The organism is Shinella sp. WSC3-e (assembly GCF_945994535.1).
Taxonomy (GTDB): Bacteria; Pseudomonadota; Alphaproteobacteria; order Rhizobiales; family Rhizobiaceae; genus Shinella; species Shinella yambaruensis.
Map to the genome: position 1 here is coordinate 124,447 of NZ_OZ000533.1, position 12,256 is coordinate 136,702.

The 12,256-nt window shown below is 66.5% G+C and carries 12 protein-coding genes; 8 read left to right on the forward strand and 4 right to left on the reverse strand.

Annotated features, from left to right (window positions below):
- The first annotated feature begins 66 nt into the window (after positions 1-66).
- From AABF56_RS29270 to AABF56_RS29305, 8 genes are all read left to right on the forward strand, one after another.
- The gene (locus AABF56_RS29270; protein ID WP_272808566.1) at positions 67-759 is read left to right on the forward strand and encodes a GntR family transcriptional regulator; all 693 of its coding nucleotides are present in this window, start codon (positions 67-69) and stop codon (positions 757-759) included.
- Positions 756-1,616, forward strand: coding sequence for an ABC transporter permease (locus tag AABF56_RS29275; RefSeq protein ID WP_272808565.1), 861 nt, complete (start codon positions 756-758; stop codon positions 1,614-1,616). The genes AABF56_RS29270 and AABF56_RS29275 overlap by 4 nt, the downstream gene beginning before the upstream one ends.
- Positions 1,613-2,401, forward strand: coding sequence for an ABC transporter permease (locus AABF56_RS29280; protein ID WP_272808564.1), 789 nt, complete (start codon positions 1,613-1,615; stop codon positions 2,399-2,401). Before AABF56_RS29275 ends, AABF56_RS29280 begins: the two co-directional genes overlap by 4 nt.
- Before the next feature lie 27 nt (positions 2,402-2,428).
- A complete protein-coding gene (locus tag AABF56_RS29285; protein ID WP_272808563.1) occupies positions 2,429-3,457 on the forward strand; it encodes an ABC transporter substrate-binding protein in 1,029 nt (342 codons plus the stop codon).
- A gap of 77 nt (positions 3,458-3,534) precedes the next feature.
- Positions 3,535-4,644 carry an ABC transporter ATP-binding protein gene (locus tag AABF56_RS29290; RefSeq protein ID WP_272808562.1) on the forward strand — a complete coding sequence of 370 codons (1,110 nt, stop codon included), beginning with the start codon at positions 3,535-3,537 and terminating at the stop codon, positions 4,642-4,644.
- Between the two features lie 14 nt (positions 4,645-4,658).
- Positions 4,659-5,354 carry an RraA family protein gene (locus AABF56_RS29295; RefSeq protein WP_272808561.1) on the forward strand — a complete coding sequence of 232 codons (696 nt, stop codon included), beginning with the start codon at positions 4,659-4,661 and terminating at the stop codon, positions 5,352-5,354.
- Positions 5,347-6,069: an HpcH/HpaI aldolase family protein gene (locus AABF56_RS29300; protein ID WP_244768587.1), complete on the forward strand. Its 723-nt coding sequence runs from the start codon at positions 5,347-5,349 to the stop codon at positions 6,067-6,069. The genes AABF56_RS29295 and AABF56_RS29300 overlap by 8 nt, the downstream gene beginning before the upstream one ends.
- Before the next feature lie 27 nt (positions 6,070-6,096).
- A complete protein-coding gene (locus AABF56_RS29305) occupies positions 6,097-7,701 on the forward strand; it encodes a 5-guanidino-2-oxopentanoate decarboxylase (RefSeq protein WP_272808560.1) in 1,605 nt (534 codons plus the stop codon).
- A 280-nt stretch (positions 7,702-7,981) separates the two neighbouring features.
- Here the strand turns inward: AABF56_RS29305 and AABF56_RS29310 are convergent, their stop codons facing one another.
- From AABF56_RS29310 to AABF56_RS29325, 4 genes are read right to left on the reverse strand one after another with little or no spacing between them, the layout of a single operon-like run.
- Positions 7,982-9,139: an alpha-hydroxy acid oxidase gene (locus AABF56_RS29310; RefSeq protein WP_272808559.1), complete on the reverse strand. Its 1,158-nt coding sequence runs from the start codon at positions 9,137-9,139 to the stop codon at positions 7,982-7,984.
- A 1-nt stretch (position 9,140) separates the two neighbouring features.
- Positions 9,141-10,433, reverse strand: coding sequence for a hypothetical protein (locus tag AABF56_RS29315; RefSeq protein WP_272808558.1), 1,293 nt, complete (start codon positions 10,431-10,433; stop codon positions 9,141-9,143).
- A 25-nt stretch (positions 10,434-10,458) separates the two neighbouring features.
- Positions 10,459-11,190, reverse strand: a complete 732-nt coding sequence (gene hutC, locus AABF56_RS29320; RefSeq protein WP_272808557.1) for a histidine utilization repressor — start codon at positions 11,188-11,190, stop codon at positions 10,459-10,461.
- Between the two features lie 52 nt (positions 11,191-11,242).
- Positions 11,243-12,256 carry a zinc-dependent alcohol dehydrogenase gene (locus AABF56_RS29325; protein ID WP_272808556.1) on the reverse strand — a complete coding sequence of 338 codons (1,014 nt, stop codon included), beginning with the start codon at positions 12,254-12,256 and terminating at the stop codon, positions 11,243-11,245.

Below are 12,256 nucleotides of genomic sequence, written 5' to 3' on the forward strand. Positions count from 1 at the left end.
CAGATTCCCATTGACAATCGATATCTCAAATATATCCTAAAAATATATTTTATGAGGGAGCACCCTTTGAAACCCTTCTCCGCCGGCAGGATGCGTCTCAGCGACGTCGCCTATCACGGCCTGCGCAACGCCATCATCAAGGCGGATCTGCTCCCGGGTTCGCCGATCGACGAGAAGGAATGCATGGAGCAGCTCGCCGTCGGCCGGACACCGCTGCGGGAAGCGCTGCAACGGCTGGCGCAGGAGGACCTGCTGCTTGCGGTTCCCCAGCGCGGCTATTTCGTTTCCTCCACGTCGGCCACCGATTTCTTCCAGCTCCAGGAGTTCCGCCTCCAGGCAGAAGTCTGGGCCGCGCGGCTGGCGGCGACGCGCATCAGCGACGTCCAGCTCGATCGCCTCGCCGCGCTTATCGAGGAAGCACGCGCGGGCGTCGAGGCACGCCGCATGGAGATCGAATGGCATCTCGGCATCGACGAGGAGATGCACAAGCTGATCGCCGAGGCCTCCGGCAATGCCTATCTCGCGCAGGCGCTGACGCGTCTCTACGCCCTTTCGGTCCGCAGCCTTTACGTGTCGCGCATGCCGGTGGCGCTGCTCTTCGAGGATCTGAAGGACATGGTGGTGATCCACGAAGCGCTTGCGAGCCGCGATCCCGACAGGGCCGAAGCGGCGATGCGGGCGCACCTTTCCGTCAGCGCGACCAACCTCATCCGGCCGGTGGAGCCGGTCCGCCACAACCGCGTGGAGGTGGGGAAATGACCGCCGCGCGCCGAGGCAACCTCGTGACGCTGGCGCTTCTCGCCCCGTCCCTCCTCAGCGCGGTCCTTCTCCTGGTCATCCCGATCCTGATCGTCATCGCCTTTTCCTTCGCCGAGCAGGATACCTATGGCGGCGCCAGGTTCGGCTTCACATTGACGAGCTACCGCGAGCTCTTCCAGACGATCTACCTGCCGATCTTCACGAATTCGCTCCAGCTTGCGGCGGTCTCGACCATCGTCTGCCTGCTGGTCGGCTATCCGATCGCCTATTTCATCGCGTTGCGCGCCGGGCGCTATGCCGGCCTCCTGCTCGCGTTGCTCCTCATCCCGTTCTGGATCGATTTCATCGTGCGCATGTCGGCCTGGATGGTTCTGCTCGGCCGCGGCGGCACGATCAACAGCGCGCTTCTCGGCCTCGGCCTGATCGAACAGCCGATCCGTATGATCGGCACCTATCCCGCCGTGCTGGTCGGCATGCTCTACGCCTTCCTGCCGACGACGGTCCTGCCGATCCACGCCGCGCTGAACGGCCTCGACAAACGCCTTCTGGAAGCCGCCGACGATCTCGGCGCGACGCCGCTGCAATCCTTCTGGCGCGTCACCTTCCCCCTGTCGCTGCCCGGCGTCATGGCGGCGATCCTCTTCGTCTTCGTGCCGGCCATGGGCGTCTACGCCATCCCCGTCCTGCTCGGCGGCGGCAAGAGCATCATCCTCGGCAACCTCATCGTCCAGCTCTTTCTCGACTTCCGCAACATCCCGCTCGGCGCTGCCGTCTCCGTGGTGCTGCTCGCCATCTCCTCGGTCATCATCGTCTGCTACATGCGCGTGCTACGCTCGGTCGAGGAGGCACGGGCATGAGGAAGGTGCTCGCCCTCTACGTTCCCGCCGCCACGGTCGTCGGCTATATCTTCCTCTTCGCGCCGCTCATCGTGCTGGTGGTCTACGCCTTCAACGCCGGCCGCTCGACGGTGGTCTGGGAGGGCTTCTCGCTCGCCTGGTTTACGGAAGCGCTGCGCGACCGCAGCCTCCGGGCCGGCTTGCAGGTGAGCGTCATCGTCGCGATCGCCTCGGCGGCGCTTGCGACCGTCATCGGCGCAAGCGCGGCACTCGCCGTTGTTAAGCGGCCCTTCGCCGGCAAAAGCCTGTTCTCCACGCTGGTCATCGCCCCGCTCGTGCTGCCGGAAATCGTGCTCGCCGTCGGCCTGCTCGTCGCGACCGTCTGGACCGGCATTCCGCTCGGCTACGGCACGCTGATCGCCGGCCATGTGCTGGTGTCGATCCCCTTCAGCTTCCTCATCGTGCGCGCCGCGGCCTCCGGCCTCGATCCCCGCCTCGATGAAGCCGCCGCCGACCTCGGCGCCAACGGCAGCCAGGCCTTCCTGCGGGTGACGCTGCCGCTCCTTGCGCCCGCCATCCTCTCGGCCTTCCTGCTCTGCGCGGTGATCTCCTTCGACAATTTCGTCGTCTCGACCTTCGTCTCCGGGGTCGGTTCCACGCCGCTGCCGATCCAGATCTACGCCATGCTGAAGACCGGCCTCACGCCGAAGATCAACGCGCTCGGCGCCATGCTGATCGCCGTCAACGTCATCGTCATCCTGGTCGTCATGGGCCGCTATCTCAAGACGATCCGCAAACAATCATAACCACCAACCAAAATGGGGAATGCGACAATGAAAAACTGGAGAAGCCTGCTTACATCGGTCAGCCTGATCGCCTTCGCATCGGGAGCCTCGGCCGCCGAACTCAACATCTACGCCTGGTCCGGCGAAGTGCCGCAGGAAATCGTCGACGACTTTGCGAAGGAGACCGGCATCACCGTGACCTTCGACACCTACGATTCCAACGAGACGATGATGGCCAAGCTCTCGGCCGGCGCGAGCGGCTACGACCTCATCGAGCCGAGCCAGTACACCGTGCAGGTGCTCGCCAAGCAGGGCCTGCTGCAAGAACTCGACCACGCGAAGATCCCGAACCTCGGCAATCTCGGCGCGCCGTTCAAGGAAGTCTCTTACGATCCCGGCCAGAAATGGTCCGTGCCCTATATCTGGGGCACGACCGGCTTCGCCTACAACGAGGACTGCGTGAAGACCCCGCCGACGAGCTGGAAGGCACTGTGGGACCCGCAGTATGAAGGCCGCATCTACATGCTCGACAACATGCTGGCGGCCTATATCGCCGGTCTCCAGGTGAACGGCTTCAAGGCCGGCACCACCACGCCGGCGGAAATCGAGAAGGCGACGCAGTCGCTGATCGAGCAGAAGAAGGTGCTCGGCGGCTACAACAGCACCAATTTCGGCGACCTCGTCGCCTCGGGCGAGGCCTGCATCGTGCAGGGCTGGAACGGCAACATCGCCCAGGTGATGGCGACCAATCCCAAGGTCAAATATGTCGTGCCGGATGAGGGCGGCTCGATGTGGATCGACGGCTTCGCCATTCCGAAATCGGCGAAGAATGTCGAGGAAGCCTACAGGTTCATCGACTACATCATGCGCCCCGAGGTCGCCGCAAAGGCCGCGAATCTCTCCAAGTCGGCGACCGTGATCGACAAGGCCAAGGAGCTGTTGCCGAAGGAAGTGGTGGAGAACACCGCCATCTATCCGCCGGAAGACAAGCTGATGAAAGCGGACTTCATCCTCGATGTGGGCGACGCGACGAAACTCTACCAGGACGGCTGGACCAAGGTGAAGACCGCCCAGTAACGCGCCGGCGGCCGGATGCGGACCTCCGGCCGCCCCTTCTTCCCTCATGAGCTGCGAATGATATGCCGCCTGACACCATGACAGAGACGGCCGGCGCAAGCCGCGCCGCCATCGAGCTGATCGATATCCGCAAGGCCTTCGGCTCCGCCGGCGGCGAAACGACCTATGCGGTCGACCGGATGAGCCTCGCCATCAGGGCGGGCGAGTTCTTCACCTTCCTCGGCCCCTCCGGCTGCGGCAAGACGACGACGCTGCGCATGATCGCCGGCTTCGAGGAGCCCACGTCCGGGCGCCTGCTTTTGGATGGCAAGGAGGTGACCGGCGTTCCGGCCCACCAGCGCAACGTCAACACCGTGTTCCAGAGCTATGCGCTCTTCCCGCACCTGAATGTCGGCGAGAATGTCGGCTTTGGCCTCTCGGTGAAGGGTGTCGCGAAGGACGAGATCCGCCAGCGCGTCAAGGCCGCGCTCGAAAGCGTGCACATGGCCCACGCCATCGACCGCAAGCCTTCGGCGCTTTCCGGCGGCCAGCAGCAGCGGGTGGCGCTCGCCCGCGCGCTGATCAACCGCCCCTCCGTGCTGCTGCTCGACGAGCCCTTCGGTGCACTCGATCTGAAGCTGCGACGGGAGATGCAGATGGAGGTGAAGGAGATGCAGCGCAAGCTGGGCATCACCTTCATCTTCGTCACCCACGACCAGGAAGAGGCGCTGACCATGTCGGACCGCATCGCGGTCATGAACAACGGCGTCGTCCAGCAGGTCGGAGGACCGGCCGATATCTACGAGCGCCCCGCCAACCGCTTCACCGCCGGCTTCATCGGCGACATGAACCTCATCGATGCGCGCGTCATCGCACATGACAGCGACCGGCTTACCGTGGACGCTGCGGGCGGCCGGTTCGACCTCCCCAGCACCCTGCCGCTGCAGCCGGGCGATCCGTGCACGCTCGCCATCCGCCCGGAGGCGCTGCATTTCGTCGAAGGGGAGGCCGGTGGCAGGGTCCGCTTTTCCGGTGCGGTGAGCGAGGCCGTCTATATCGGCACGGACACCGTCTACGGCCTGACGCTCGCCGACGGCGCACGCCTTAACGCCCGCGTCCGCAACGGTGACGGCCAGCCCATGCCGCGAACCGGCGCGCCGGGCACGCTCGCCTGCGCGCCCTCCGCCATCAGACTTCTCACGCAATAGGACCTTTCTGCACCATGTCGATCAAATCCTACCGGATCGCCGACCCTGCGCCGCAGCTCGATACCGGCCTCCTCGCCCGTTTCGCCCGCGTCGAGGCGGCGACCGTCGGCCACTACCTGCATGACCGCTTCATGCGCAACGACCTTCGCCCGCTGATCGACGGCGTGCGGGTGGCGGGCACGGCGCAGACGGTGTCGATCCCCGGCTCCGACTCCACCCTGCTCTACCACGCGATGGACCGGGTGCGGCCGGGAGACATCCTGGTGATCGACCGGGCGGGCGACGAGCGCCATGCCGCCTGGGGCGGCTTCATGGCGGCGGTCGCGAAGGAGCGCGGCCTTGCCGGTGTCATCGTCGACGGCATGATCACCGATCCGGCGGCGATCCGCGAGGCCGGCGTGCCGACCTGGGCGCGCGGCGTCTCGCCCATCACCACGAAGCTGCTCAATCTCGGCGGCGGCTACAATATTCCGGTCTCCTGCGGCGGCGTCACCGTCAATCCGGGCGACGCGGTCCTTGCCGACGACTGCGGCATCCTCGTCCTTCCGCCCGCCGAGGTGGCGGGCATTTCGGATATCGCGCTCGCCGACCAGGAGGACGAAGGAACCTGGGTGGCCCGCATCCGTGCCGGAGCCAAGCTGCAGGATCTCGTCGATATCGCCGGCATGATCACCGAACGGCAAGAGAAGGATGGAGCCGCCCATGGCTGACATATTGAAGAATCTCGCCGTCTGGCTCTCGACCCCGCATCAGGCGATGATCGAGATCGCCCATGACATCGGCTATCGCCATGTCGTCCTCGACATCGAGCACGGTCTCTTCGACCTCGAAGCGATGGACCGCATTATCGCACTCGGCAAGGCGCTCGGCATGACCATGCACGCCAAGGTGCTGGGACCCGAAGCGATCCCGATCCAGCAGGCGCTCGACATGGGGGCCGACAGCGTCATCATCCCCCATATCGGCGATGCCGGGCACGCGCGCCGCGTCACCGCCTCCGCCAAGTACCCGACGCTCGGCACGCGCAGCTTTTCCGGCACCCGCCCCGCCCGCTACGGCGGTGTGAAGCCGGACTATTACGACAACGAGAACGCCAAGACCCGCTGCTATCCGATGATCGAATCCGCCGCAGCGCTACAGGATGTCGAGGCAATCCTGGCGCTCCCGACGGTGGACGGCCTCTTCGTCGGCCCAAGCGACCTCTCGCTCGATTCCGGCCGCGGTGCCTACCGCAACACGGACGCCGACAAGGCCGATCTCAAAAAGATCGCGGACGCCGCAGCAAAAGCGGGGAAACCCTGGATCATGCCCGCCTGGTCGCGGGCCGAGCGTGCCTTCGCGCAAGACCTTGGCGCGAGCCTGATGGTCGTGGCCGACGAGTACGGCTCGATCTGGATGGGCCTCGAAGACGCCGCCAAACCCTGACATCGATTTTCCGAACGGACACTTGCCATGAACGAGACCATTTCCTGCGGCAGCCGCCTGATGCAGATCCTGAAGGCCTATGGCGTCGACACCGTCTTCGGCATGCCGGGCGTGCACACGCTCGAAGCCTATCGCGGCATGGAGGCCGCCGGAATCCGCCATATCGGCGTGCGCCACGAACAGGGCGCCGGCTTCATGGCCGACGGCTATGCCCGAATGTCGGGCAAGCCGGGCGTCTGCATCCTGATCTCCGGCCCCGGCGTCACCAATGCCGCAACGCCGATCGGCCAGGCCTATTCCGACAGCGTGCCGATGCTCGTCATCACCTCCGTCGCCGCCAACAAGGATCTCGGCATGGGCCGCGGCACGCTGCACGAGATCACCGACCAGTCCGCCGTCACCCGTCCCCTCACCGCCTTCTCCGAAACGGCGGGCAGCCCCGAACAGGTGCGCGAATACATCGCCCGCGCCTTCGCGCTCTTCGACAGCGGCCGCCCGCGCCCCGTCCATCTCTCCATCCCGCTCGATGTCTTCAAGGCGCCGGACGACAAGCCGGCGAGCCGACGCACCACCGCCCGCCGCCGCGCGCCCGACGCCGCGCAGGTCGAGGCCGCCGCCGCCATCCTCGATGCCGCCAAACGGCCGGTGATCCTTGCCGGCGGCGGCGCGGTCTCGGCCGCCGCCGAGGTCAAGGCGCTGGCGGAGAAGATCGGCGCGGCGGTGGTTCCCACCATCGCGGCCAAGGGCATCCTGCCCGACGACCATCCGCTTGCGCTGGAGGTGACGGTTGACCGCGGCGCGACCCAGGCTTTCGTGCGCGAGGCGGACGCCGTGCTGCTCGTCGGCACCGAGCTTGCGGAACCCGACATCTGGCTCGACGGCCCGCTGCCCATGGACGGCAGGCTGATCCGCATCGACATCGACCCGGCGACGCTGGTGCGCGACTACGACGTGGACGTCGCCATGGAGGCGGATTCGAAACTGGCGCTGGCGGCCATCGCCGAAAAGGTCGCGCCGGCCGAGGGCTTCAGGAATTCCAACGCCATCGCCGAACTGCGCGCCGCCGAACGCAACGCGCTGACGCCGCTCGAACAGAAGCATGTGCGCGTGCTCGACAGCCTGCGCAACGCCATACCCGACGACGGCGTCGTCTATACCGACATGACGCAGCTCGCCTACACCGGCTACGCCTTCTATCGCAGCGCCCTGCCGCGCACCTGGCATTTCCCGGCCGGTTTCGGCACGCTGGGCTATGCCCTGCCCGCGGCGATCGGCGGCAAGATCGCAAGCCCCAAGACGCCCGTCGCCGCCATCGTCGGCGACGGCGGCTTCCAGTTCACGCTTCAGGAACTCGGCACGGCGGTGGAGAACAGGCTGCCGCTCGCCATCATCCTGTGGAACAATGACAGCCTCGCCCAGATCCGCGACGGCATGCTCGCCCGCGACATCCCGACCATCGGCGTCAACCAGCACAATCCGGATTTCGTGAAGCTCGCCGAGGCCTATGGCTGCCAGACCGCCGAGCCGAAGAGCTTCGAGGAACTGGAAGCCGCGGTAAGGATCGCCTTCACTGCAGACGGCCCGACGGTCATCCATCTGCGCGAGAATGCTCCTTTCTTGAATGCAGGCTAGTCGCCTGGATCAGCGGCGCGAGTGCTCTGCCCCCCGAAACCTCAAGGGAATTCGGGGATCAGGTCAACCGGCCGGAACCAAACCGCCGACCATAGTACGCCAGCGGCCAAGCGGCTCAAGAGGTGCAGACCCTTGAGATCGAGGAGCCGCCGGGACGAGGATTCGCGTGGGTTTGACCCGGCGCATGGTCTACGCAACCGTTGATGGCATGGCAGGCACGCTCGAACATGTCGGAAACCGGAACAGCGAAAAACCACCGGCGGACCGCTGCCATTCCCGGTCAGGTCGCGTTGCCCTTGCACCGTACGGCGGCGCCACCAGCGGCCTTGAGCTCATCGATCGAGGCAATGCCCATCAGGGCGAGGCTGATCGAGATTTCCCGTGTCAGGATCGCGATCACCTCGGCGACGCCGGCCTCGCCTGCCGCCGCAAGGCCGTAGGCATAAGCCCGGCCGAGCATCACGCCATCGGCGCCGAGGCCGACCGCCTTGAGGATATCAGTGCCGCGGCGGATGCCGCCGTCCAGCATGAGGCAGAAATCCGGGCCGACGGCGGCCCGGATCGCCGGAAGCGCGCCGATGGTGCTCGACGCGCCGTCGAGCTGGCGGCCGCCGTGATTGGAGATCACCACCCCGTCGCAGCCAAGCGTCCGTGCGGTCACGGCATCCTCCGGCGCAAGAACGCCCTTGACGACGAGTTTTCCGGTCCAGCGCTCGCGCAGCCAGGCGATGTCCTTCCAGGACAGGGTCTTGTCGATGCGACGCGACAGGTTGGCCGCCTGTTCCAGGGCGCCGCGGCCGAAATCCGGACGGTGCTCGATCGCCCGCACCGACGGCATGCCGCCGAGCGCCACATCGGCAAGCCAGCGCGGCTTCAGCGCGAGCCGCGCCAGAAGCCCCGGCGTCACCCGTGTCAAGGAACGGAAACCGTTGCGCACATCCCGTTCGCGAATGCCGGTAATGGCCGTGTCGACCGTGACGAACAGGGTGTCGACGCCGGCCTGTTCGGCCGCCGCAAGGAACTCCTCCGAGAGCGAGCGATCCTCCAGCACATAGAGCTGGAAATGCAGCGGCCCGCCCGTCACCACGCGAAGATCGGCGAGCGAGGCGATCGAGAAGGTCGACAGGCAGAAGGGGATGCCCGCGGCATGGGCGGCGCGCACTGCCTTCTCCTCGCCGCGACCGGAATAGAGCCCGAGGAACCCGACCGGCCCCAGCATGAACGGCAGGGGATGGCGACGTCCGAGATAGGCGGTCGAAAGATCCTGCGGGCCGGCTTCCGCCAGCACGGTCTGGCGCAGGCCGAACCGGGCGAAATCCGACCGGTTCGCCCGCATGGTCTCCTCCTCGAACGATCCGCCGTCGATGTAGTCGAAGAAGATCTTCGGCAGGCGCCGGCGGGCGAGATCGCGAAAATCGTGGATATTGACCAGGACCATCTCAGCCCCTGCCGGGGTCGATCGCGTCGAGGAAGCGGGTGACCGCATCCTCCCCCGCCACCGGCTCGCTGCCGGCCATCACCGCGATGGACAGGCCGATGAGCGAGGAGACGGGATTGTGGCTCGTCGCTCCGGCACGCAGGTTCATGACAAGCGTCGGGCAGAGGAAGAGGCCGAGCCGGACGACCCGCCGCCAGTCGGCAGGCAGCATGTCCCGTGCCTTCAGGGCCGCCAGCAAGGGACGCCACAGGGCCTCGGCCTTCACCTCCAGCAGCGCCCGCCGGACCGGGCTCGGTTCGAAATCCATCGTGACGTGCAGCCGATCCCCCTCAAGACGCGCGCTGGCCTCGTACCGCTCCGCCGCCAGGGCAGGATCGTACAGCCAGAAGGGATGGGCGAGAATGTTGTGGAAGGTCGTCTTCACCTCGGCAAGAAGCGTCGGGATGTTCTCGCCGGCAAAGGCCGGGTCGAAGAAGGCAAGGCGTGCGGAACCCTCGCGCTGCTCGTACCAGACGTTGGCGTTGTGGGCATCGCCATGGGCGACGACACCGCCGGCATCCGCAAGACGCGCCGGGGCAAGCCGCTCGTGCGCGGCATCGAAAAGCGCGCCGATACCATCCTTGTATTCGACGCCATTGACGACGAAGCGGCAGCGCGAAAGCCGGTCCCAGCCGAGCGTGAGGCCGGGAAAGGCGAAGTCCTCGCCGACATAGAATCGCGAAAGCCGCCCGCCCGGATAGAGGCCAGCCGGCGGATCGATCAGGCGTTCGTAGAACAGGCGGTGGATCGGCTCGGCCGCCACCTCGGCGGCGCTCACCGGATGCAGCGTGTCGAGATAGACCTTCAGCACGGCCTCGCTCAGCGCGCGCTCGGCTTCGACGGCCCTTTCGCGCGCTTCGGCATCGTCCGTCATGTCCAAGGCCCGCAGCACGTCGGAGAAGCGCGGGTCGGTGCGGCGGCGATAGACGAGGATCTGCTCGCCCGGCAGCACCGACATCAGGAGCGGCTGGTCCACCGGGAGCCCGGCCTTGGCCAGGATGTCGGCGCGATAATATTCGCCGCTCATCGCCTCCTCACCCTCTTCCTGATGGAACTTGAAGAAGAAGGCGCCATCATCGGTCTCGAAGAAACCGTTCAGCGAATTGAGGCTGTACTGGTCGTGGTTGATCGCCACGTTGCGTGCCTCGACCGCGAAGAGATCGCGCAGCAGGTCGGCCAGAAGCCGCTCCGCCCCCCCGCCCCCGGCTTTCGCGAGCGTCCTGATTTCCGCCGTGCGGCTGGTGGGCTGGGTCATGGCATTCTTTCCGGATGGACGAGGATCATTTGCTGCCGTGCAGGTAGCGGCTGCCGAGCGAATAGCGGCTGCCGACATAGGTCAGCGTGTTGACGGTGGCGACGACCTGCCCCGTCCAGGTCTTGCGGTGCAGGACGAGGCAGCAGTCGCCGGGGCGGATCTGCAGGAGGCGTGCATTGTCCTCGCCCGCCGGCAGCGCGCTGATGAGGTGTTCGACCTCGGTCAGCGGCGTTGCGGTCTGGAGGTAATCATATGTGGCCGCGACGCTGAAATCCTGCTCGACATAGCCGGAGACGAGGTCCGGATTGACATAGCGCTCCTCGAGCTGGACGGGCAGGTCGTTCTCGAAATGGATCACCACGGAATGATCGACAGGCCTCAGGGTCTCGAACTCGAAAGCGAGCAGCAGCTCAGGCTCCGGCCGCCTGATGCGCTCGAGCACGACCACCTCGGCCCGGTGGCGGCTGCCGCGCGCCTTGATCTCGGTGATGATGTTGCTGATCTCGATCAGCGTCGATTGCGGCTTCGGCGGCGCGACGAAGGTGCCAACGCCCTGGATGCGGCGCAGGTGCCCCTCCGAGGTGAGCTCCCGCAACGCCCGGTGCACGGTCATGCGCGAGACGCCGAGCGTGGAGACAAGCTCGTTTTCCGAGGGAAGCCGGCTGTTGCGGCTCCATTTGCCGCTGCCGATATTGCCGAGGACGAAATCCTTGACCTTCTCGTAAAGCGGCGATGCGGAATCCGAAAGCGTGTTCATGGTTCACTGTCTCCACCGGCAGGCAGGGCCGGCATCCGGAATGACGCGGCGGCTAGTCCGCCACCGCGACGATCGTCTTCAGTGCGCGGCTTTCGCCCCGCAAAAGCCGCTCATAGGCTGCCGGCACCGCGTCGAGCCCCGGCAGGACCTCGATCAGCTGCTCAAGCGCCGGGGCGAGTTCGGGAAGCAGTCCGACCGCCTCGGCCAGTTCGTCCGCAAAGGCATGGCAACCGATCAGCGCGATTTCCCGCTCGACGAGAAGGTTGGGGTCGAGATCGAGCTTGCCGTGGCCGATGCCGACGAGGGCAAGCGCGCCACCGCCCGAGAGGAGGTCAAGCGTCCCCGCAATGGCCCGGATGCTGCCGGTCGCGTCGAGTGCGTAGCACAGGCGCCGGCCGGAAAGCGCCGCATCGAGGGCCTCCCGTTCGAGAGCGACCACCGTGCCGCCCGCAACAACCTTCACCAGCGCAGCCTTCTCTGGGTTGAGATCGGCGAGGAGGAGCGGGCCGTCATGAAGGCGCGAGAGAAGCAGCGCGCTCAGCCCGCCGATCGTGCCGCAGCCGACGACGAGCACCGGTTCGCCGGCCGGGGCGGCCAGCCGGCGCACGGCATGCAGCGCCACCGCCGGCGGTTCGGCCATCGCGGCGACATGCGGCGAAAGCGTCGGATCGTGGCGCAACACGAGCCGCGCGGGCAGTTGCACCGCCTCGGCAAAACCGCCGTCGCAGACCTCGCCGACGAAGCCGAGAGCCTCGCAGACATTGGCGCGGCCGCTGCGGCAGGCCGCGCAGGTGCCGCATCCGACGCGGGAATCCGCACAGACCACATCCCCGACGGCGACATGGCTAACGCCCTCGCCGACCGCCGTCACGCGGCCGCAGAATTCATGCCCCGCCGTCGAGGGCCGGCGGGTGATCCACTGGCCGGTGCGGTAGTTGTGAAGGTCGGAGCCGCAGATGCCGGCGGCTCTGACAGCGAGATTGACGAAGCCGGCGGGCGGCGCGGAGAGCGGGGCCACCGCCTCCACCCGCAGGTCCTTCGCATCGTGGAGCCGCACCGCCTTCAT